Raw genomic sequence first — 21,820 nt, forward strand, 5'->3', positions numbered from 1 at the left:
TGCGAGAAACTTTTTCATTTATGTTCCCTTTCTCTGTTTGTTTTTCATTTCATCTGAGCTTGATACGGGGGTCGATGAATGGCGCGATGATGTCGGCGAGCAGGTTGCCGAGCACGATGGCGAAGGCCGAGACCAGCGTAACGCCCATGATGATCGGAATGTCGACGCGCTGGATGGCTTGCCAGGCGAGTTGCCCAATGCCGGGCCAGCCGAACACGCTTTCGACGACGACGATGCCGCCCATGAAGATGCCGATGTCGATGCCGATCATGGCGATGACGGGCAGGATGGCGTTGGGCAGTGCGTGGCGGAAAATGATGGCGCTTCGTGCCAGACCTTTCGCACGGGCGGTGCGCACATAATCCTGGCGCAGCACGTCGATCATCGACGACCGCATCATGCGCGCGTACCAGCCAGCGCCGAGGATGCCTATGGTCAGCGAGGGCAGCACGAGATGACGCCAGGTGCCATAGCCGCCGATCGGGAACCAGCTCAGCCGCACGGCAAAGACATAGAGCAGCAGAAGCCCGACGACGAATTGCGGCGCCGAGACACCGACGAAAGAGGCGACCATCAGCGTCTGGTCGGTGGCGGTGCCGCGCTTGACGGCGGCGATCAGCCCCATGCTCAGGCCAATCAGCAGTTCGCACAGGATGGCGCCGACCATCAAAAGCAGGCTGGCCGGCAGCCGCGAGACGATGAGCTCGGTGACTTCGGATCGCTGGATATAGGAGCGGCCGAGATCGCCGCTGACGAGCTTGGTCAGGTAGCGCCAATACTGGACGACAAAAGGCTGGTCGAGGCCGAGCTGCTGGCGGATGTTTTCGACCGTCTGCGGCGTGGCGCTGCGGCCGGCAATCTGGCGCACCGGGTCGGCCGGCAACAGGTAGAGCAGCGCGAAGGTGATCAGCGAGACGCCGAGCAGGATTAGAGCCGACTGGATGAGGCGGCGGCCGAGATGGGTGATCATGCCCGACCTCTCTGCGTCGGATCGAGGATGTCGCGCAGCGCATCGCCGATCAAGTTGAAGGCCAGCGCCAAAGCCAGGATCGCGGCACCGGGGAAGAACACCAGCCAGGGTGCCGCCTGGAAATAGGTCTGATTCTCGAAGATGATGTTGCCCCAGGAGGCGGTCGGCGGCTGCACGCCGATGCCGAGGAAGGAGAGCGTCGCCTCGAGCAGCACCGTGGTCGAAATGCCGAGCGTGCCCCAGACGATGATGGTCGGAAGGAGATGCGGCAGGATGTGGCGAAACAGGATGCGCGGTGCACTCGCCCCGATGGTGCGTTCGGCGTCAATGAACTCGCGCTCGGCCAGCGAGGACGTCTCGGTGTAAATGACACGCGCGGTCTGCACCCAGTTGACCAGCGCGATGACCATGGCGACGATCCACAGGCTGGGTTGGAAAACCGCCGCCAGGCAGATGGCGAGCAGGAGTGCGGGAAACGCCATCATCAGATCGGTGAAGCGCATCAGCGCGCTGCCGATCCAGCCGCGGAAATAACCCGCGGTGACGCCGACCAGCGTGCCGATGAACAGCGCCACGCCATTGGCAACGATACCGATGATCAACGAGGTGCGGGCGCCGTAGAGGATGCGGGTCAAGAGGTCGCGGCCGAGCAGGTCGGTGCCGAGCCAGAATTTGGCATCCGGCGGCAGCGGCGAACCCTCGATGGTGAGGCCGTCGAACATCTGTTCGTTGGGATCGTAGCCGGTCAGCCATGGCGCCAGCACAGCGCCGGCAACGACGATGGCGACGATTACCAGCCCGACCAGCGCCAGACGGCGCTGGGCCAGCCGGCGCCAGACACCGGCGCGCGGCTTGCCCGGCATGCGCGCAGGCGCCGTGAGGTCAGGCGCGATGGGACTGGTCATCGCCGCCTTCTTCCACAGTTACTTCTTCACTTGTCATCGCAACGATCCGGCGCGCGGCATCCTCGACGCTGATCTGCCAGCTCATCGCCAGCGAGCGCAGCTGCGCATAGGCGCGCTCGTCATCCGACCCTTTCGACAGGGCCGCCACCGCGCGCACGATGGTCTGGCGCTCAGCGACGCGCTGGCGCAGCGCAGTAATTTCGCCGGCTAAGTGTTTTCGTGCCTCGAAGCTCTGTCGTGCGATGAGCAGCGCGCTGTAGACGCCGGCATTGCCGACAGGCTTCAACAATTGCGCGTCGGCCTTGTGCGACAGCGCCCATTCGATGCGGCCGGGTGCCTCGGAGCCGATCAGCGCCACCAGTGGCATCGGCGCCTCGCCCGGCTTCCACGGGAATTGCTCGTCGAAGCCGAGATCGGCGTCGAAGAAGACGAAATCGGCGGCCAGCGCCTCGGGTGGGAGCTCCGGCCAGCAGTCCAGCGCGATCAGGCCGATGGCCGACAATTGCCTGGTGATCGCCTGCACCGTCGGATGCGGCCGATGCAGGATAAAGGCCCTGGCGCCGCCGAGATTGGGGATACGCGGCGTTCTGCTCACGACACCACCCTCAGGCGCGGACGGCCGAATGTTCTGGCGGGGTCGTAGCGCGACAGATAGGGGTCCGGCGCGACCTCATCCTCGCGGCTGACGACCTCGAAGAAGCCATCGGCGATCCGGCCGATGATGACAGGCAGCGTCGCGTGCTGGGAGTGGGCGTCGATGGCGATCGGCCCGAGCCGCGTGGAGAAGCGCCGCTCGGCGAAAGCTTTCGAAAACGCCGCCGGGCCGGCTTCGGCATCGCGCGACAGCACGTCAGCCATCACCTGCACGGAGGCATAGGCGGAGGCCTCGAAGGATGAGGCGAAGGCGGCCGGCCGCGGCGCGAAATAGGGCCCGACCGATAGATGGCCCTTGCCCGTTTCACCGATCGCCGGCAGTTCACCCTCGGTGAGGTTGCAGGAGATGACGGGGCAGCTTTCCGGACGGAAGGCCGCGTCCTCACGGCCCAGTTCCTGATAGGCGGCGAGAAAGGCATAGGACGAGGTGCCTATCAGATTGTTGAGAATGAAGCTCGGCCGGGTGGCCCGGATTTCGGCGATCAGGCGCGACACGTCGGTCTCGCCGATGCGCAGATAGCGCTCGCCCAGCACCTTGCCGCCGGCGTCCGCGATCAGGTCACGCGCGACGCGGTTCATCTCCCAGCCCCAGATGTAGTTCGAGCCGAGCAGGAAGCCGTTGGCGCCAAAGCGCGGCACGACGTGGGCCATCAGCGGCACCAGGTGCTGGTTGGGGCAAGCGTGCATGTAGACGACATGCTCGTTGGCCTCGAACCCCTCATAAGGACAGGCATACCAGAGCATGCCGCCGGCCTTCTCCAGCACCGGGATCGTCTCCTTGCGGCTCCAGGAGGTGACGCAGCCGACGACATGACGCGCGCTGCTGGTCTTGAAAATGTCTTCGCAGAGCGTCGCGTAGCGGTCGGCATTGCTCTGCGGATCGCGTTCGACCGGCACCAGTTCGATGCCGTAGCTCCGGTCGGCATTGATGTCGGCGATGGCGCGCATGGCACCCATGCGGCACGCATCGGAGATGAGCTGGTAGCTCCCCGAGCGGGAATAAAGGATGCCGATCTCGATGCGCCGTTTCAAACAGAACCCCAGAAATGACAATGCCCCGCAGCCAGCACCGCAAGGGCGAGGCATACGAGGCATATTTGCCGCCCGGCGATCAGAGCCGGTATTTTGCACTAGCGTATTCGGTCCCGCCGGTCAGTCAAGCGGGAAAGTGCGTCTCTACCTCAACTGCTTGCGACGCCAGGCAGCGGGCGCTTCGCTTGTCCGTTCGCGGAAGAACCTTGAGAAATAGGCTGGGTCGTCGAAGCCGATCTCGTAGGCGATGTCCTCTACCGTGCGCACGGTGAACAGCAGCAGCCGCTTGGCTTCCAGCAGCCGTCGCTCGCTGACGACGCGTTTGACGCCGCTGCCCAGCACCGCGCGGCTGGCCTTGTCGAGAAGATGCGGCGTCGTGGCCAACGTCTCGACGTAGCGATCAACAGGCCAGTTGTCGCGGAAATGCGCGTCGACGAGCCGGCGCAAGCCCATGGCCAGCGACGCATCGGAAGACGGTGCGGCGGCGGCAATGGGCGCCGGTGCGAGGCGCGCGATGTGGGAGAGCGCGACGGCGATCAGCGACGACAGGACCTTGTCGTTGCCGGCCTGCGCCTCGGCGTATTCGGCGGAGATCATCTCCAGCACCGCCGCCAGCCTTTTCCACGCCGCACGGTCCTGCAGGCCATCGGCAAAGACCGGTCTGTCCAATGGCAGCAGGCTGTGGCCGCCAAGGGCGGAGAGCGCATCGTCGGCGACCGAGACGACGATCGCGTCGGTGCCGGGGCCGATCGAGAAACCGTGCACGACAGTGCTCGGCACGAAGCTGACGGCAGGCGCCGAAAAGTCCCAGGATCGGTCCTCGATGCGGTAGGTGCCGGAGCCGCTGGTCCAGTAGGTGATCTGGCCCATCTGCGGATGCTTGTGCGCGGCGACTTGGCCGAGATGGATGTTGCTGCGGGTAAGCACTGTCTCGACATGAAGGAAGCCGACATCGAGCGCGCGAACCGGCTCGCCATAGACGAAGAAGTCGGGGATGGAACTCTGGCTCATGGCACCGGAAAAAGTCTAATCGGTTTTGCCGTTCCGTCCATAACCGATCCTCCGGCCAAGCGCTAGGATTTGCGTTGGAAGTGGAGGAACATCATGCGGTCAGAAGATTATCGTGCCGACAAAGCGCGCCCATTCACCGGCGCTGAATATCTGGAGAGCCTGCGCGACGGCCGCGAGGTCTATATCAACGGAGAACGCATCGCCGATGTCACCACGCATCCGGCGATGCGCAATTCGGCGCGGTCCTTGGCGCGGCTTTACGATGCGCTGCATGATCCGAAACGGCGGGTGGTGCTGACCTCAGCGACCGACACCGGTTCGGGCGGCTACACCCACAAATATTTCCGCGTCGCCAAATCCTCCGGCGAACTCGCGGCACAGCAGACGGCGATCGCCGAGTGGTCGCGCATGTCCTATGGCTGGATGGGGCGCACGCCCGACTACAAGGCGGCGCTGATGAACACACTTGGCGCCAATGCCGACTGGTACGGGCCGTTCAAGGACAATGCGCTTGCCTGGCACAAACGTGCCCAGGAAGCCGTTCTGTTCATGAACCACGCCATCGTCAACCCGCCGATCGACCGCCACAAGCCGGCCGAGCAGGTGAAGGATGTCTTCGTCCACATCACCAAGGAGACGGATGCCGGCATCTACGTTTCCGGCGCCAAGGTGGTGGCGACGTCATCGGCGCTGACCCACTATAATTTCCTGGCGCAGAGCTCGGCGACGGTCACCGAGGATCCGTCGCTGTCGGTGATGTTCATCGTGCCGATGAACGCGCCGGGGATAAAGATGTTCTGCCGCGTCTCCTACGAGCAGACCGCCAACACGGTGGCGGCACCCTTCGACTATCCGCTGTCGTCACGCTTCGACGAGAACGACGCGATCCTGGTGCTGGACAATGTCTTCATCCCCTGGGAGGACGTGCTGGTGCTGCGCGACGCGCAGAAGATCCTGTCGTTCCACCCGGCGTCGGGTTTCATGCATGGCTATTGTTTCCAGGGCTGCACCCGTTTCGCCGTCAAGCTCGACTTCCTCGCCGGCCTGCTGGCCAAGGCGCTTCGCGCCACCGGCGGCGACGCCTTTCGCGGCAACCAGGCGGCACTGGGCGAGGTCATCGCGCTCAGGCACATGTTCTGGAGCTTTTCCAACGCCATGGCCTACAATCCGATCCCGTGGGCGAACGGCGCGGTGCTGCCCAATCTGGAGGCCGCACTCGCCTACCGCACCTTCATGTCGGAAGCCTATCCGCGCGTCATCGACACGGTGCGGCGGGTGATTGCGTCCGGGCTGATCTACCTGCCGTCGTCGGTGCGCGATTTCGACAATCCGGAGATCAACAAATATCTGGCGCAGTATGTGCGCGGCTCCAACGACATGGGCCATGTCGAACGCATCAAGATCATGAAGCTGTTGTGGGACGCGACCGGCACCGAGTTCGGTGGCCGCCACGCGCTCTACGAACTCAACTATGCCGGCGCACCGGAGGAAGTGCGGCTGCAGGTGCTGAAAGGTGCTGAACGCGGTGGCCGGCTGAAGGCGATGGAAGAGCTCGTCGACACCTGCATGGCCGACTATGACGAGAATGGCTGGACTGATGATACCTGGCTGAATCCGCTTGCTTCACCGGCGGAGTGACGCCGATGGCCACGCAGATTTCGAAGACCGATTTCCGCGACGCCATGGCAAGGGTCTGCGCGCCGGTCAACATCGTCACGACGGATGGACCGGCCGGGCGCGGCGGCTTCACCGCCACCGCCATGTGCAGCGTTTCCGACGAGCCGCCGACGCTCCTTGTGTGCATGAACGGGCGCTCGACGCAGGCGGCCATGTTCCTCGCCAACCGGCGCTTCTGCGTCAACGTGCTGACGCATGACCATATGCACTTGGCGGGAAAGTTCGCCGGCGCGACAAGGGACATGGAGGCGCGCTATTCGGCGGCGCGCTGGCAGACGCTGACCTCGGGCACGCCGGCACTGTCGGACGCGATCGTCAATTTCGATTGCGAAATCGAGGACGTGCACATCGTCGGCACGCACAATGTGATGATCGGCCGCGTCATCGATGTCAGGCACGGCAGCGGCGGCTCGGCCCTGCTCTATGTCGACCGGAATTACACGCAGCCGACGCGGCTGGGGAGTTTTGGCGGGTGAGTCTCAGCTTTCGCCATCGATCAGCGTCTCCAGGAGATCGAGCAGTTGCTCCAACTTCTCGTGGCCAAAGCGCTGCTCTATGTCGTCGTAGATGATACGGCGCTCGGGCGACAGGGCGTCGATCAGGGCGGAACCGGCCGGGGCGATGGTCAGCACGACGCGGCGGCCGTCGCCTTCGGCCTTGTTGCGGGTGATGAATTTTCGGCCTTCGAGCGCCTTGATGATGCGGGTCAGGCTGGGCGGCAGCACCGAGGCGCGGTCGGCAAGCTCCGTCGCCTCGACCGAGCCGGCCTCGCTCAGCACGCGCAGCACGCGCCATTGCTGTTCGGTCACGTCATGCGCGGCGAGCATGGGGCGAAAGCGCGCCATCACCGCTTCGCGGGCGTGAAGCAGCGCCATTGGCAGGGAACGACGAGTGTTTTCAGGCAGCAAGAAGCAGCGTCCCCGATAATGCGGTTGTCCGTCGGATTTGACCCGAAATGGACAACGCCAAACCCGACCTTTTCATCCCGTATCGTTGCCTCAAGCCTGATGCAAGACTTGACTTCGGCGACACCCCATGTAATTAACGCGTTAACTACAACAATGCAATGATCCTGGGAACGAAACGCCGTGCCTCACTTCTCAATCGAGTATTCGGCCAATCTCGATGCCAAGGTCGACATGGGCGAATTGTGCGCGCTGGTGTTGCGCACCGTGCTGGAAACCGGGCTGTTCGAGACCGGTGCGGTGCGGGTGCGGGCCTTTCGCGCAAACGCCTATGCCATTGCCGACGATCTGCCGGAAAACGCCTTTCTCGACATGTCGTTTCGCATCGGCAGCGGCCGCAGCGCCGAGGACAAGAAGCGAACCGGCGAGGCCGTGTTCGCGGCGGTGAGCCACTATCTGGCCACTTTGTTCGAGACCCCGCATTTCGCCCTGTCGCTGGAGATCAGGGAAACCGATCCGGTGCTGAGCTGGAAGAAGAATGCAATCCACCCGCGGCTGCGCGGCAAGTGACGGAAGACTGACATGTCCGACCTCGAAGGCAATCTGAAAAAGGCCGAGGCCTATCTCGCCCGTTTCAAGGACGACGGCGTCTTGAATCAGATCGGCGGCGAGGCGGTGCCGGCCATCGACGGGTCGACCTTCGAGACCCTGTCGCCTGCCGATCTCAAGCCGCTGGCCAAGGTCGCGCGTGGTGGCGCCGCCGACATCGACCGCGCCGCCAAGGCGGCGAAGGCGGCATTCCCGGCCTGGGCAGCCATGCCTGGCGAGACCCGCAAGAAGCTGCTGCACAAAATCGCCGACGCGATCGAGGCGCGCGCCGAGGAGATCGCCTTCGTCGAATGCATGGACACCGGCCAGGCGCTGAAATTCATGGCCAAGGCGGCGCTGCGCGGTGCCGAGAATTTCCGCTTCTTTGCCGACCGCGCGCCGGAAGCGCGCGACGGCGAGACGCTGCGCACGACAGGCCAGGTCAACATCACGACGCGCGTTCCGATCGGCCCGGTCGGCATCATCACGCCGTGGAACACGCCGTTCATGCTGTCGACCTGGAAGATCGCGCCGGCGCTGGCCGCCGGCTGCACCGTTGTTCATAAGCCGGCTGAATTTTCGCCGTTGACGGCGCGGCTGCTGGTCGAGATCGCCGAGGAGGCCGGTCTGCCGAAGGGCGTGTGGAACCTGGTCAACGGCCTTGGCGAGCACGCCGGCAAGGCGCTGACCGAACATCCCGACATCAAGGCGATCGGCTTTGTCGGCGAAAACCGCACCGGTTCGATGATCATGAAACAGGGCGCCGACACGCTGAAGCGCGTGCATTTCGAGTTGGGCGGCAAGAACCCGGTGATCGTCTTCGCCGACGCCGACCTGGAGCGCGCGGCGGACGCGGCGGTGTTCATGATCTATTCGCTAAATGGCGAACGCTGCACCTCGTCGTCGCGACTGCTGGTCGAAGCCTCGGTCTATGACCGATTCACCGATCTGGTGGCGGAGAAGGCAAAGCGCATCAAGATCGGTCATCCGCTGGACCCGAAAACAGTGGTCGGCCCGCTGATCCATCCGGTGCACGAGGAAAAGGTGCTGTCCTATATCGAAATCGGCAAATCGGAGGGTGCTGTGGTTGCCGCCGGCGGCGGCAAGTTCGCCGGTCCGGGCGGCGGCTGTTATGTCAGCCCGACGCTGTTTACCGGCGCCACCAACAAGATGCGGATTGCCCAGGAAGAGATTTTCGGGCCGGTGTTGACCGCAATCGCCTTCAAGGACGAGGCGGAGGCGCTGACGCTCGCCAACGACACGCAATATGGCCTGACCGGCTATCTCTGGACCTCTGATGTGACCCGCGCCTTCCGTTTCACCGATGCGCTGGAGGCCGGCATGATCTGGGTCAATTCGGAGAATGTGCGGCATCTGCCGACGCCGTTCGGCGGCGTCAAGAATTCCGGCATCGGCCGCGACGGCGGCGACCATTCCTTCGATTTCTACATGGAGACCAAGAACGTCGCCTTCGCCACATCAGCGCACGCGATCCAGAAACTCGGCGGCTGACTGGAGGAGATCAGAATGCCCTTGCCCAAACCCAACCTCTATCCCGCCTTCAACATCGTGCGGCTCAGCCATGTCGAGCTGGCGGTGACCGACCTTGCCAGGTCCCGCGCGTTCTATGTCGATACGCTCGGCCTGCAGGTCACCGACGAGACATCGGGCGCCATCTACCTCAGAGCCATGGAGGAGCGCGGCCATCACTGCATCGTGCTGAAGAAGGCAACGACGCCGGAAGCGCGCGATCTCGGCTTCAAGGTCTTTTCGGACGAGGACCTCGACAAGGCCGAGCATTTCTTCAGGGCCAAAGGCCTGCCGGTGGAATGGGTGGAGCGGCCCTACCAGTCGCGCACCTTCCGCACGCGGGACCCGCACGGCATTCCGCTCGAATTCTATGCTGAGATGACGCGGCTGCCGCCGATCCACCAGAAGTATGCTCTCTACAAGGGCGTGAAGCCGCTGCGCATCGATCACTTCAACTGCTTCTCGCCCAATGTCGACGAGTCCGTCGCCTTCTACAACGAGCTCGGTTTTCGCGTAACCGAATATACGGAGGATGCCAGCAGCGGGACGCTGTGGGCGGCCTGGACGCATCGCAAGGGCGGTGTGCATGACATCGCCTTCACCAACGGCATCGGGCCGCGCCTGCACCACGTCGCCTTCTGGGTGCCGACGCCGCTCAACATCATCGACCTGCTCGATTTGATGGCAACGACCGGTTATCTCGCGAACATCGAGCGTGGCCCCGGCCGGCACGGTATTTCCAATGCCTTCTTCCTCTATGTCCGCGATCCCGATAACCATCGCATCGAGATCTACTGTTCGGATTACCAGACGGTCGATCCGGATCTTGAGCCGATCAAATGGGACCTCAAGGACCCGCAGCGCCAGACGCTGTGGGGCGCGCCGGCGCCGAAAAGCTGGTTCGAGGAAGGCAGCCTCTTCGCCGGCGCCACCGCGCGCCAGCCGGATTTGACGGCGTCGCCGATTATTGCGCCTTAGGTGGGTTTTGAGTTGATGTCAGCGTTCCTTGTCGCCCCCCTTTGTCCTGCCGGACATCTCCCCCTCAAGGGGGGAGATTGGCTGGATTCGCGACCGGCGCCTTTCTTGCAGCGCTGGAAATTGGCGAAGGCAGAGATGACATCCGATCTCCCCCCAAGAGGGGGAGATGTCCGGCAGGACAGAGGGGGGCGCCGTAGAGCTCCAGCCTTGCCTATATTCAACATCACCAATGGCGGAGTTGCCGCATGACCCCGCCACGGCTCGCCACCTTCACCATCAACGGCAAGGCGCGCTATGGCGCGGTTACCGACAAGGGCGTCATCGACCTGTCGGCCCGCCACAGCCAATGGCCGACTCTGCGCGAGGTGATCGAGGCCGGCGCCTTGCGGCGGCTGGCGGAAGAAGCCGACGCCTTTGCAATCGATTTCCCGCTCGACGCCATCGCCTACGACATCCCGATCCCGTCGCCGGAAAAGATCATCTGCGTCGGCGTCAACTACCCCGACCGCAACGAGGAGTACAAGGACGGCCAGGCGGCGCCAGCCAACCCGTCGCTGTTCATCCGCTTTCCCCGCTCCTTCGTCGGCCACGACGCTGCGCTGGTGCGGCCACCGGAATCGCCGCAACTCGACTATGAAGGCGAGATCGTCATCGTCATCGGCAAGGGTGGACGGCGTATCGAAGAGGCCGACGCGCTCAGCCATATCGCCGCGCTGTCGCTGTGCAATGAAGGCACCATCCGCGACTGGGTGCGACACGCCAAGTTCAACGTCACGCAAGGCAAGAATTTCGACCGCAGCGGATCGATCGGCCCATGGCTGGTGCCGTTCACGGATGAGGCACAGATCGCCGACATAGCGCTGACCACCCGCGTCAATGGCGAGATCCGCCAGCAGGATCGCACCAGCCGGATGATCTTTTCCTTCCGCAAGATCATCAACTACATATCGACCTTCACCACGCTGGCGCCTGGCGATATCATCGTCACCGGTACGCCGACCGGCGCCGGCGCCCGCTTCGACCCACCGATCTGGCTGAAGCCCGGCGATGTGATCGAGGTCGAGGCCGACGGCATAGGGGTGCTCCGCAACGGCGTCATCGATGAGGCCGCAGCATGACCCCGGAGCAAGTGGAAGACGCCGCCGGACGGTTGTTCGAGGCCGAGCGTTCGGGCAAGCAGATCCGGCTGCTCAGCCTCGATTTCCCTGAGGCGACGATGGAGGATGCCTATCGCGTCCAGGCGGCGCTGGTGACGCGCAAGACCGATGCCGGGCTGACGCCGAAGGGCTGGAAGATCGGCCTGACCTCCAAGGCGATGCAATATGCGCTGGCCATCGACACGCCGGATTCCGGCGTGTTGTTCAACGATATGTTCTTCAACGACGGCGCGACCATCCCCGCCGGCCGCTTCATCCAGCCGCGCGTCGAGGCCGAGATCGCCTTCGTCATGAAGGCGCCGCTCAAAGGTCCCGGCGTGACGATTTTCGACGTGCTCAACGCCACCGACTACATCACGCCGGCGCTGGAAATCCTCGACACGCGCATCGAGCGCATCAACGCCGAGACGAAAAAGGTACGCACCTTCTTCGACACGATTTCCGACAATGCAGCTAATGCCGGCATCGTCATCGGCGGCCGGCCGCAGCGGCCCGATGAAACCGACATGCGCTGGATCGGCGCCATCGTCTCGCGCAACGCCGAGGTCGAGGAGACCGGCCTTGGCGCCGGCGTTCTCAACCATCCGGCCATGGGCATCGCCTGGCTGGCCGACCGGCTCGCCCGCTACGGCCTATCGATCGCGGCCGGCGAAGTGGTGCTGTCGGGGTCTTTCGTGCGTCCGGTCGAGGCACGGCCCGGCGACACGATCGTCGCCGATTTCGGCAGTTCGGGAACGGTCAGCATCCATTTCGCGAAGAGCTGACGGCTCTATCGCCGGCCATTATTCGCCGCGCAGGTAGTCAATCACCACGTCGGCTGCGATATCAGACATGCGCAGGCCGACCTCCCTGGTGATATCGCCTTCGACACGGCTCTGCACCCAGCCAAGGAACGCGAAGGCCCGCAATGCGGCGAAGAGCGGCAACGCGGCGATGTCCTGCGCCGTCAGCGCGCGCTGCTGCCGATAGCCGTCGAGCAAGGCAGCCTCGATCAGCGGATAGATCGCCTCCTCGCGGTTCTGGTAGAGCGCGACGGCAAGGTCGTACATATGCCAGCCATGGCCGCAATCGTCGAAGTCGATGATGCGCACCGCGCCGTCATGGATAAGCACATTCTCGCGCACCAGATCGGCGTGGATGATGCCGAAATTGCGGGCGCTGCGTTCATGCGCCGACAGCGCTTTCACGGCCTTGTCCCGCGCCTCGAGAACAAGCTCGCGGCGCGGACCATCGAGAAAGGGCGAGGTCTCGAAGCGGCCCCAGGTCGGGTTCGCGCCGAAGAAGCCGTCGAAATCCCAGGCATGGCGGGCAAAGCCCGCGGGTGGCGCCCAGGCGGCGCTGACATTGTGCATATGCGCAATGGTCCGCCCGATCGCCGTGAAGACCTGTCTCGCCTGTTCAGGCGTGTAGGCCAGAGGCACGCCCCGCGCGCCGACGGCGCGCCCTTCGAGCCAGCTCAGGCAATCGGCCTGGCGAGGTGGCCCAGAAGTGGCCGTGCTGACGAGCACGAACGGATCGCCGGCCTGCGTTGCGACCGGAGACGGCGTTGCAACACCAGCTGATTCCAAAACCCCCATCCATTGCAGTTCCGAGCGCAGCGCGGCATCCGTGTGATAGCCGAGCCGGTGAATGCGCATGGCTGCAGGCTCACCGTCGGGCAGGCGGACGCGGAAGACGGCATTCTCGCGGTATTTCAGCAGTTGCGGTTCAAAATCAAGGACCCCCCAATGCTCAAGCGCATGCTTGGCAAGCTCCGTAACATCCGCTTCCGTCTCAGGCTCGGCTCGGGCGGAGACGACGTTCACGCCGACGCTCCGACTTCGCCCAGCACCTCGTCGAGCGTGCCTATGAGCAGATCGGCATTGTCGCGGGAAAACGGCATGGGCGGGCGGATCTTGAGCACATTGCCGTGGATGCCGGTCTTGCCCATCAGCACGCCACGCTCACGCATGGCATTGATGACGCGCCCGGCGATGTCAGGCGCCGGCTCGCGCGTCTGACGGTCGTGGACCAGCTCGGCGCCGAAGAACAGGCCGGCGCCCCTGACTTCGCCGATGCAGTCATGACGATCGGCCAGCGGGCGCAACAGATCGAGCGCATAGGCGCCGACATCGCGCGCATTGGCGACAAGCTTTTCCTGTTCCAGGACATCAAGGACGGCGTTGGCCACCGCGCAGGAAACCGGATTGCCGCCAAAGGTGTTGAAGTAGCGGAAGGCGTTGCGGAAGGTCCCAAGAATCTCGCTGGTGGTGACCACGGCGGCGACCGGATGGCCATTGCCCATAGGCTTGCCCATGGTGACGATATCGGGGGTGAAGCCGGCGCGCTGATGGCCCCAGAAATGGCTCCCGGTGCGGCCGAAGCCGGGCTGCACCTCATCGGCAATGACCAGCCCGCCGGCGTCACGCACCGCCGCCACGGCGTCGTCGAAAAAGCCGCTGGGCAATGCCGGAAAACCTTCATTGGCGAGCAGCGGGCAGAAGATCATGCCGGACAGGCCGATGCCGTCCTTCGCCAGCGAAGCAATAGCTTCGCGCACGGCATCGCCAAATGCCTTGCCGTTGGCCATTGCGTCGGGGTGGCGATAACTGTCGGGCGCCGGCACCAGCCTGACATAGGGGGCGCGGCCACCGACCGGCGGCATGCGCGTTGAGAGCTGCGAAACCGCCGTGGTGTTGCCGTGATACGTGGCATCGGTGGCGATAATGCCCATCTGGCCTGAAGTCGCTTGCGCCATGCGCAGCGCGATGTCATTGGCCTCGCTGCCGGTGCAGGTGAGGATGGCAGTGGTGAGGCTGGCATCGAAGGTCGCGGTCAGCCGTTCGACATAGTCGAGGATCTCCGTGTGGAGATAGCGCGTGTGGGTGTTGAGCAGGCTTGCCTGCCGGCACAGCGCCTCGACCACATGGGGATGGCAGTGGCCGACATGGGCGACATTGTTGTAGGCGTCGAGATATTTGCGGCCATCGGCGTCGTAGAGCCAGACGCCTTCGCCGCGCACCAGGTGAACGGGCTCGTCATAGAACAATTGCGACTTGGCGCCGAGCAGGCGACCACGCCGGCTAAGGAGCGCTTCCTCGGCCATTACTTTGTGCGATTGAGTCATTCGTTGGTCCCAAAATCTCGTTTTATCTGCCGGCTCATCAGGCCTTCGACAGGCCCGCGCCGATCGCCTCGCCCATCTTCGCGACGTCGGCGGCGCTGATGATCAGCGGGGGCGACAAGATGATGTTGTTGCCGGAAACGCGCAGCATGACGCCGGCTTCGTAGGCACCCTCCGAGACCACGGCCATGGTCTTCTTGTCGGCGGGTTTCTTCGTCGCGCGGTCCGAGACCAGTTCCACCGCCGCCATCAACCCTTTGTAACGGACATCGCCAACGAGGGCGTGCTTGGCCTTCAGCCCTTCCAGAACGGCCGCCAATTCGACGCCGCGGGCGGCCGCGTTCTCGTTCAGGCGCAGCCGCTTGGTCTCGGCAAGCGCCGCCAGACCCGCTGCACAGCCGACGGGGTGGCCGGAATAGGTGTAGCCATGGCCGATGGCGCCAAAGCTGGTCTTGTCGGCCTCGAAGACATCGGCAACCTTGGCGCCGATCAAGGTGGCGCCGAGCGGGAAATAGCCCGAGGTGATCGCCTTGGCGATGGTCATGAAATCCGGCTTCACACCGGACAGCCGCGAGCCCGACCAGGCGCCGGTGCGGCCGAAACCTGTGACGACCTCGTCGGCGATCAGCAGGATTTCGTGGCGGTCGCAGATGTCGCGCACCAGCGGCATGAAGCTTTCATGCGGAACGATGACGCCGCCGGCGCCCAGAACCGGTTCCATGATGAAAGCCGCGATGGTGTCACCGCCCTGGAAGGCGATCTCGTCCTCCAGTGCCTTGGCGCACAATTTCGCCAGTCGCGCCGGGTCGGTCTCGTCGAACGGGTTGCGGAAGGTCCAGGGTGCGGGAATGTGGAAGACGCCTGGCAGCAGCGGCTCGTAGTTGCGGCGGAAATTGGCGTTGCCGTTGACCGAGGCACCACCGAAATGGGTGCCGTGATAGCCCTTCTTCAGTGCCAGGAATTTGGTCCGGTCGCCCTGGCCGCGGATCTTCCAGTATTGGCGGGCCAGCCTTAACGCGGTTTCGACCGAATCCGAACCGCCCGAGGTGAAGAAGGTCCGCACCATGCCTTCCGGCGCGAACCATTCAGCGAGTTCGTAGGCGAGCTCGATCGACGGCCCGGTCGAGGTGCCGCGAAAACCGGAATAGTAGGGCAACGCGCCGAGCTGGTCGGCGATCGCCTTCTTGATCGGGTCGCAGCTGTAGCCGAGGTTGACGTTCCACAGGCCGCCGACGGCATCGAGCACGGTGTTGCCGGCGATGTCGGTGACCATGACGCCCTCGCCCTTCATGATCACCTTTGGCGGGTTGGCCCGCATCTCGGCCGGATGCGCCATCGGATGCCAGATCGGCTTGGCATTGGTTTCGGTGAGGAAATTGATGTCGCGCATGACAAGGCTCCGCAAATGGTCTCAGGCAGCTGGGACGAGGTCGAAATGGGCAAGGGCTTCGGCATAGGACTGCGCTGGCCGGGCAACGTCGAAATGAACCGTGCGCATGCCGGCGGCACGGCCGCCATCGACATTGCGCTGCTGGTCGTCGACGAACACACAGGCGCCGGCAGGAAGGCCAAGTGCCTCGGTCACAAAGCCATAGGCACGCGGGTCGGGTTTGAGGATGCCGGTATAGGTAGCGTCGACGATCACGTCGAACAGGCCGAGCAGCGGCAATCGCTGGCGGAAGTCGGCGCCGTAGAAAAGGTCGAGTTCGTTGGACAGGATCGCCAGGCGAAATCCCGCGGCATGGACGGCGCGGATGGCGTGGTCGGCTTCCGGCCGCACCACCTTTTCCGGTTCGGCACCGCGTGCGCGTTGGACAAACGTTTCCATCACTTGCCAGTCCTCGCCGACGAGACGGCCGACCTCGCTCGTGCGGGTGCGCCAATAGTCGCGCTCGCTGATCTCGTCGGCCTGCATGGAGCGCCAGAGCGGGTCGCTGTCCGGATCGAACGGCCCGCGCCATTGCAGCGTGCCGGGCGTCAGGCCGAGCGCCTGTTCGGTGAAGGCATGGGTTTCGAACAGCGTTCGGGTGACGACGCCGCCGAAATCAAGGACTAGCGCCTGGGCCGGGACAGCACTCACGCCGCCACTCCCTTGGCCGGCATGCCGCGCGGGATGATGCCTTCCTCGACCCAGCGGTCGAAAATCTCGAGCGCCTTGGCAACAAAGCCATCGCTGTTGATGTGGGCGTCGATCTCGTGGAACTCGACGCCGGCGGGAATGGCCTTGCGCATTTCATCGACGAAGGCGGCAAGCGCTTCCGGCTCGTAGAGCGGCTCGCCCTCGACGTCCCATTCCTGGATGCCGCCTGATGGCAGGATGAAGGCCGAGCGCCCCTTCGACGCGCCGAGCTTGGCCGCGATGGTCCGGGCGACCTGGCGGCGGTCATTGGCATCGACGGTGATTGATGCGATCAGCCTGTTATGGGCATGAAAGGGCCTTGCCGAGAATTTAGCCGGCAAATCCTGCCAGGTCGGCAGATCGACCATGTCGACCGCGCCGGGCGCGGCGATCTGCGGAATGCCACGGGCGCCGGCATTTTCCAACCGGTCGCCGCCAGAGCTGACGACGGAGCCAGCCAGATGGTTGGTGATTTCCTGCAGGCTGAAATCGAACACAGCGCAGAAATGGTCCTGGCCGGCGATCGATTCGAAGGCGCGGCCGCCCATTCCGGTGGTGTGGAAGACAGCGACATCATAGCCGCGCCGTTCCAGCGCCGGCTTCAGCGTCTTCATGTAGCGCAGGCAGGAGCTGCCGAGCGAAGTCATGCCGATGGTCGGGCCTGTTGCCGGTGCCGACGCGCGGCTCTCCAGCACGATCCTGGCCGCGCCGACGACCGCGCCGCAGGCCTGCGACAGGACCAACTTGCAGATCGAGTTGAGGCCGTAGAGCCCGCCGGCCCAGAGGATCATCATCAGGTCGGGCGCGACGCGCTCCGGCGGGATGAGGTGCGAATAGGCGATGGTGGAGACGACGAATTTCGGCACGCCGAGCGGCAGCGAGAGCGCCACGTCGAGCGCCAGGTCCGTCCCCATCGAGCCGCCGATGGCGATGAAGGCGTCGATCTCGCCATTGCCATGCAGCTTGCGCACCAGTTGTACGGCGCCGCCCGCCATCAGCGTCATGGCGGTGTTCTCGTCGCCGCTGGCGACAATCTCCTCGATGGTCACGTCGACAGCCCGCGCCACGGCATGCTTGTCGTGGTCGGGTCTGTAGGGCGGATCGCCGAGAACGCTGACATCCATCATCACGGCGCTGCCGCCCGACGCCTCGATGCAAGCTTTCATGAACAACAGCTCGTCGGCCTTGGTGTCACCTGTACCGATAACCAGAATGCGGGGCGCAATCTGTGCAGACATCAGGCCTGCCTCCTCAGGGTTTGCAAATTGTCGCCATTGAGGCGCATCGAAATCTCCCGTGCCGCGTCCATCACCGCAAGTCCTCGTTCTACGATATCCGCCGCCGTCGTTCTCGCCTTGGGCGCCGCCACCGCTATGGTGCCGAGCGCAAACCCGTCCGCCGCCAGGATTGCCGACGCGACACTGATGACGCCTTCCTCCAGGCCCTGATCGCAGATCGAATAGCCGCGCTCGCGCGCCTCGGCCATGGAGCGGGAGATGGCGGCCGGTTCGATCAGCGTATGCGCCGTGAAGGCTTCGAGCGGACCCGCCAGGCATGCCTTGACGGCCTCATCCCTGGCGAAAGCCAGATAGGCGATGCCCGACGCAGTCGAATGCAGGGGCAGAAGCTGACCGATATCGATGTTGACCCGGTTAGCCCAGCTGGGATGCTCGACATGGACGGTGACCAGCCTGTCGGTGCCGAATTCCGACAGATGCACGGTCTCGGCGGTGGCACTTGCCAGATCCTGCACCAGTGGCACCGCGGTCTGCAGGAAAGGAAAGCGCGCCTCGCGGATGCGGGCCAGCCGCGACAGGCCGGCGCCGAGCCTGTAATGCCGCGTGCCGGCGTCCTGCTCGACAAAGCCATGGCCGGTCAGGGCCACCAGCAGCCGCCGCGTTGTCGCCTTGTCGAAGCCCGAGCGGCGCGCCAACTCGGTCAGGCCGAGCTCAGGCTCGGCTGCGCTGAACAGCTCCAGAAGTGAAATCGCCTTGCCGACCGTACCCACCGCATCCTCCCGGATTGGGCAATCATTTAACGTGTGAATTAACTTGACAGGAAGCCGCTTTGTTTGCAAGTCTATATTCAAAATAATGGTTCAAATAATGAACCCGCATCCAGAGCGTATGGGACAGGCCATCAGGCCGGCGACCCCCGGGGTTCGCGAACAGGAGGGACCAATGACAGCAGTTTCGGAACAGGCGCCGGCCAACAGGCTGCGCAAGAACAGTCTTGGCGTCGGCGCCATCACCTTCATGGTGATCTCGGCAGCGGCGCCGCTGACGGCAGTGGCCGGCGGCACGCCGCTCGGCATGCTGATGGGCAATGGCGCCGGCTTTGCCGGCACCTATCTGATCGTCACGGTGCTGCTGCTGCTGTTTGCGGTCGGCTATGTCGCAATGTCGCGCCATGTCGGCAATGCCGGCGCCTTCTATGCCTACGCCGCGCGCGGCCTCGGCGGTCTCGCCGGCGGCGCCACGGCGCTGATCGCCATCCTGTCCTACAATGCCATGCAGATCGGCGTCATGGGCCTGCTCGGTGCGGCGACCTCCGGACTGTTTGCCGGCTGGGGCATCAACCTGCCCTGGTGGGTGTGGAGCTTCATCGCCATCGCCATCGTTGCCGTGCTTGGTTACCGCCAGGTCGACCTGTCGGCCAAGATCCTGACGGTGCTGGTCCTCTGTGAATATGCGGTGGTGCTGATCCTCGATCTGACGATCCTCAAGACCGGAGGCGACAGCGGCCTTTCGGCGGCGCCCTTCAGCTGGAGCCAGATCACCTCGGGCGCGCCGGCCATCGCCATCCTGTTCTGCTTCGCCGCCTTTATCGGCTTCGAGGCGACGACGATCTATGCCGAGGAAGCCCGTGACCCCAAAGTCACCATTCCACGCGCCACCTATTTCTCGGTCATCCTGATCGGCGTCTTCTACATGATCACCGCGTGGCTGATGGCGGTCGGTGCCGGCGTCGACAAATTGCTGCCGGCGCTGCAGGGCCTGCAGGATCCGACGACCTTCCTGTTCGGCCTGTCCGACCGTTATGCCGGAACGCTGCTGACGCATGCGATGAGCATCCTGTTCGTGTCGAGCCTGTTTGCCGGCGTGCTGGCGTTCCACAATGCAGTTGCCCGCTACATCTACGTCTCCGGCCGCGAGAAGCTGTTGCCGCAGTCGATCGGCGTGACGCATTCCGCCCACCAGAGCCCGCATGTCGCCTCGGTGATCCAGAGCGTGCTGGCGGCTGTCGTCGTCGGGCTGTTCGCGGTGCTTGGCCTCGATCCGGTCCTGGCGCTGTTCTCCTGGCTGACCAATGTCGCGACGCTCGGCGTCATCGTCATGATGGCGGTCGCCTCGCTTGCCGTGGTCATGTACTTCCGCGCCAACCCGTCCAGCCAGGAAAACGCGGTGAAGACCACCATCCTGCCTGGGCTGACCTTCATCGCCTTCGTCGTCATCATCTACCTGATCGTCATCAATTTCGGCAGCCTGTCGGGAGCCGGCGGCTTCCTCGGCGTGTTCCTGCCGGGACTGGTGCTGATTGCCGCCGTGATCGGCCTTCTGCTGGCCAGTGCCTTGAAGAGCCGCGATCCGGTCGCCTACGAAAACCTCGGCGTGCCGCTGAAGGATTGAGCGAAATATCTGGGCGGCGTACCAAGCCGCCCAGCAAAGACCCCACTTGAAATGAGAAGATCATGATCACTCAAAATGCCATCGACACGCTGCGCAAGACGGAGATCGGCGCGCGCGGCCTGTTCATCGATGGCGCACAATCGACGGCAACCAGTGGCGCGACGCTGCCTGTCATTTCGCCGATCGATGGCCTGGCCTTCGCCAGCATCGCCGACGGCAATGCCGCCGATATCGACCGCGCGGTGAAATCGGCGCGCAAGGCATTCGAGAAGGGTTCCTGGTCGCGGGCCGCCCCTGCTTTCCGCAAGAAGGTGCTGACCAGGTTCGCCGAGCTCATCGAAAAACATGTCGACGAACTGGCCGTGCTCGGCGTGCGCGACAATGGCACCGAGATCGGCATGGCCTACAAGGCCGAGCCGCTGTCGGCCGCCGGCACCATCCGCTACTACGCCGAGGCGATCGACAAGGTCTATGGCGAGATCGCGCCGACGGCCGAGAACGTGCTGGGGCTGATCCACAAGGAGCCGCTCGGCGTCGTCGGTGTCATTGTGCCTTGGAATTTCCCGCTGATGATCGGCGCCTGGAAGATCGCGCCGGCGCTGGCGGCCGGCAATTGCGTGGTGGTCAAGCCGCCTGAAATCGCGTCGCTGACGCTGCTGCGGCTGGCGGAACTGGCTGCCGAGGCTGGCCTGCCTGCCGGCGTGCTCAACGTCGTCACCGGCCGCGGCGCCGTCACCGGCGAAGCGCTCGGCCTGCATATGGATGTCGATGCCATTGCCTTCACCGGCTCGGGGCCGGTCGGCCGGCGACTGCTCGAGTACTCGGCCCGCTCCAATCTGAAGCGTGTCTTCCTCGAACTCGGCGGCAAGTCGCCCAACATCGTCTTTGCCGACGCCCCGGACCTGAAGCAGGCGGCGGTCGTCTCGGCCAACGGCATTTTTCGCAATTCCGGCCAGGTCTGCGTCGCCGGCTCGCGGCTGCTGGTCCAGACGTCGGTCTATGACCACTTCATGGAGGAGCTTGTCTCGGCGACCACGCGACTCAAGGTCGGCGATCCGCTCGACCTCAAAAGCGATGTCGGCGCTGTGTCGAGCGCGGAGCAGCTGGACAAGAACCTCGGCTTCGTCGCCAAGGCCAGGGAAGAAGGTGCGAGGCTGGTCACCGGCGGCGACCGGATCCTGGCCGCGACCGGCGGCAGCTACATGGCGCCGACGATCTTCGAGAATGTCACACAGGACATGCAGCTTGCCCGCGAGGAGGTCTTCGGGCCAGTGCTTGGCGTCATGCGCTTCGACACCGAGGAGGAAGCGGTGCGGCTTGCCAATTCGAGCGTCTATGGCCTCGCCTCGGCGGTGTGGACATCAAACCTTTCCACCGCGCATCGCGTGGTGCGCGCCATCCATGCCGGCGTCGTCCACGTCAACACCTATGGCGGCGCCGACATCACCGTGCCGCTCGGCGGCGTCAAGCAATCGGGCTTTGGCCGCGACAAGTCGCTGCACGCGCTGGAGAAATATCTCGAGCTCAAGACCGCCTGGATCGCGCTTTGAGGCTGGCAGCGG

At 64.2% G+C, this 21,820-nt stretch carries 21 protein-coding genes; 9 read left to right on the forward strand and 12 right to left on the reverse strand.

What is annotated here, in order from left to right; translation table 11 throughout:
• Positions 1–49 precede the first annotated feature (49 nt).
• From ACZYHG_RS05795 to ACZYHG_RS05815, 5 genes are all read right to left on the reverse strand, one after another.
• A complete protein-coding gene (locus ACZYHG_RS05795) occupies positions 50–970 on the reverse strand; it encodes an ABC transporter permease (RefSeq protein ID WP_464612938.1) in 921 nt (306 codons plus the stop codon).
• The gene (locus ACZYHG_RS05800; RefSeq protein WP_464612939.1) at positions 967–1,875 is read right to left on the reverse strand and encodes an ABC transporter permease; all 909 of its coding nucleotides are present in this window, start codon (positions 1,873–1,875) and stop codon (positions 967–969) included. The genes ACZYHG_RS05795 and ACZYHG_RS05800 overlap by 4 nt, the downstream gene beginning before the upstream one ends.
• A complete protein-coding gene (locus ACZYHG_RS05805) occupies positions 1,853–2,470 on the reverse strand; it encodes an ANTAR domain-containing response regulator (RefSeq protein WP_464612940.1) in 618 nt (205 codons plus the stop codon). The genes ACZYHG_RS05800 and ACZYHG_RS05805 overlap by 23 nt, the downstream gene beginning before the upstream one ends.
• Positions 2,467–3,561 carry a transporter substrate-binding protein gene (locus ACZYHG_RS05810; protein WP_464612941.1) on the reverse strand — a complete coding sequence of 365 codons (1,095 nt, stop codon included), beginning with the start codon at positions 3,559–3,561 and terminating at the stop codon, positions 2,467–2,469. The genes ACZYHG_RS05805 and ACZYHG_RS05810 overlap by 4 nt, the downstream gene beginning before the upstream one ends.
• Positions 3,562–3,705: 144 nt before the next feature.
• Positions 3,706–4,572 carry a helix-turn-helix domain-containing protein gene (locus ACZYHG_RS05815; protein WP_464612942.1) on the reverse strand — a complete coding sequence of 289 codons (867 nt, stop codon included), beginning with the start codon at positions 4,570–4,572 and terminating at the stop codon, positions 3,706–3,708.
• Between the two features lie 93 nt (positions 4,573–4,665).
• On the opposite strand from ACZYHG_RS05815, the gene ACZYHG_RS05820 reads away from it, so the two are divergent.
• Together ACZYHG_RS05820 and ACZYHG_RS05825 are read left to right on the forward strand one after the other, a co-directional pair.
• Positions 4,666–6,210 carry a 4-hydroxyphenylacetate 3-hydroxylase N-terminal domain-containing protein gene (locus tag ACZYHG_RS05820; protein WP_464612943.1) on the forward strand — a complete coding sequence of 515 codons (1,545 nt, stop codon included), beginning with the start codon at positions 4,666–4,668 and terminating at the stop codon, positions 6,208–6,210.
• Between the two features lie 5 nt (positions 6,211–6,215).
• Positions 6,216–6,725: a flavin reductase gene (locus tag ACZYHG_RS05825; RefSeq protein WP_027040919.1), complete on the forward strand. Its 510-nt coding sequence runs from the start codon at positions 6,216–6,218 to the stop codon at positions 6,723–6,725.
• A gap of 3 nt (positions 6,726–6,728) precedes the next feature.
• Here ACZYHG_RS05825 and hpaR read toward each other — a convergent pair whose 3' ends face one another.
• Entirely contained in the window at positions 6,729–7,124 is a 396-nt protein-coding gene (gene hpaR, locus ACZYHG_RS05830) for a homoprotocatechuate degradation operon regulator HpaR (RefSeq protein ID WP_245268869.1), read from the reverse strand.
• Between the two features lie 213 nt (positions 7,125–7,337).
• Between hpaR and ACZYHG_RS05835 the strand changes: the two genes are divergently transcribed.
• The 5 genes from ACZYHG_RS05835 to hpaH all read left to right on the forward strand — a co-directional run bounded on the left by ACZYHG_RS05835 (position 7,338) and on the right by hpaH (position 12,171).
• Complete coding sequence (locus ACZYHG_RS05835; RefSeq protein ID WP_464612944.1) at positions 7,338–7,724, forward strand: 5-carboxymethyl-2-hydroxymuconate isomerase; 387 nt, start codon at positions 7,338–7,340, stop codon at positions 7,722–7,724.
• A 12-nt stretch (positions 7,725–7,736) separates the two neighbouring features.
• Positions 7,737–9,254: a 5-carboxymethyl-2-hydroxymuconate semialdehyde dehydrogenase gene (hpaE, locus tag ACZYHG_RS05840; RefSeq protein WP_464612945.1), complete on the forward strand. Its 1,518-nt coding sequence runs from the start codon at positions 7,737–7,739 to the stop codon at positions 9,252–9,254.
• Positions 9,255–9,269: 15 nt separating this feature from the next.
• Entirely contained in the window at positions 9,270–10,250 is a 981-nt protein-coding gene (gene hpaD, locus ACZYHG_RS05845; protein ID WP_464612946.1) for a 3,4-dihydroxyphenylacetate 2,3-dioxygenase, read from the forward strand.
• Positions 10,251–10,495: 245 nt separating this feature from the next.
• Entirely contained in the window at positions 10,496–11,368 is an 873-nt protein-coding gene (locus tag ACZYHG_RS05850; RefSeq protein WP_464612947.1) for a fumarylacetoacetate hydrolase family protein, read from the forward strand.
• Positions 11,365–12,171 carry a 2-oxo-hept-4-ene-1,7-dioate hydratase gene (gene hpaH / locus ACZYHG_RS05855; protein ID WP_464612948.1) on the forward strand — a complete coding sequence of 269 codons (807 nt, stop codon included), beginning with the start codon at positions 11,365–11,367 and terminating at the stop codon, positions 12,169–12,171. The genes ACZYHG_RS05850 and hpaH overlap by 4 nt, the downstream gene beginning before the upstream one ends.
• A gap of 18 nt (positions 12,172–12,189) precedes the next feature.
• On the opposite strand, the gene ACZYHG_RS05860 is transcribed toward hpaH, so the two are convergent.
• Genes ACZYHG_RS05860 through ACZYHG_RS05885 form a run of 6 tightly spaced genes read right to left on the reverse strand, consistent with a single transcriptional unit; the run spans position 12,190 to position 18,637 of the window.
• Positions 12,190–13,212, reverse strand: a complete 1,023-nt coding sequence (locus ACZYHG_RS05860) for a phosphotransferase enzyme family protein (RefSeq protein ID WP_464612949.1) — start codon at positions 13,210–13,212, stop codon at positions 12,190–12,192.
• On the reverse strand, positions 13,209–14,492 hold the full coding sequence (locus ACZYHG_RS05865; RefSeq protein WP_464614629.1) for an aminotransferase class III-fold pyridoxal phosphate-dependent enzyme: 1,284 nt from the start codon (positions 14,490–14,492) through the stop codon (positions 13,209–13,211). The genes ACZYHG_RS05860 and ACZYHG_RS05865 overlap by 4 nt, the downstream gene beginning before the upstream one ends.
• A 58-nt stretch (positions 14,493–14,550) precedes the next feature.
• Positions 14,551–15,900 (reverse strand): aminotransferase class III-fold pyridoxal phosphate-dependent enzyme, encoded by a 1,350-nt coding sequence (locus ACZYHG_RS05870; RefSeq protein WP_464612950.1) that lies wholly within the window; start codon positions 15,898–15,900, stop codon positions 14,551–14,553.
• A 21-nt stretch (positions 15,901–15,921) separates the two neighbouring features.
• Positions 15,922–16,590, reverse strand: a complete 669-nt coding sequence (locus ACZYHG_RS05875) for an HAD family hydrolase (protein WP_464612951.1) — start codon at positions 16,588–16,590, stop codon at positions 15,922–15,924.
• Positions 16,587–17,867 (reverse strand): Tm-1-like ATP-binding domain-containing protein, encoded by a 1,281-nt coding sequence (locus tag ACZYHG_RS05880; RefSeq protein WP_464612952.1) that lies wholly within the window; start codon positions 17,865–17,867, stop codon positions 16,587–16,589. The genes ACZYHG_RS05875 and ACZYHG_RS05880 overlap by 4 nt, the downstream gene beginning before the upstream one ends.
• Positions 17,867–18,637 carry an IclR family transcriptional regulator gene (locus tag ACZYHG_RS05885; RefSeq protein WP_464612953.1) on the reverse strand — a complete coding sequence of 257 codons (771 nt, stop codon included), beginning with the start codon at positions 18,635–18,637 and terminating at the stop codon, positions 17,867–17,869. The genes ACZYHG_RS05880 and ACZYHG_RS05885 overlap by 1 nt, the downstream gene beginning before the upstream one ends.
• A gap of 172 nt (positions 18,638–18,809) precedes the next feature.
• Here ACZYHG_RS05885 and ACZYHG_RS05890 point away from each other — a divergent pair, with 172 nt between their 5' ends.
• Positions 18,810–20,258 (forward strand): APC family permease, encoded by a 1,449-nt coding sequence (locus ACZYHG_RS05890; protein ID WP_464612954.1) that lies wholly within the window; start codon positions 18,810–18,812, stop codon positions 20,256–20,258.
• Positions 20,259–20,320: 62 nt separating this feature from the next.
• Positions 20,321–21,808, forward strand: coding sequence for an aldehyde dehydrogenase (locus ACZYHG_RS05895; protein WP_464612955.1), 1,488 nt, complete (start codon positions 20,321–20,323; stop codon positions 21,806–21,808).
• The last annotated feature ends 12 nt before the right edge of the window (positions 21,809–21,820 follow it).

The organism is Mesorhizobium subarcticum, from assembly GCF_055456085.1.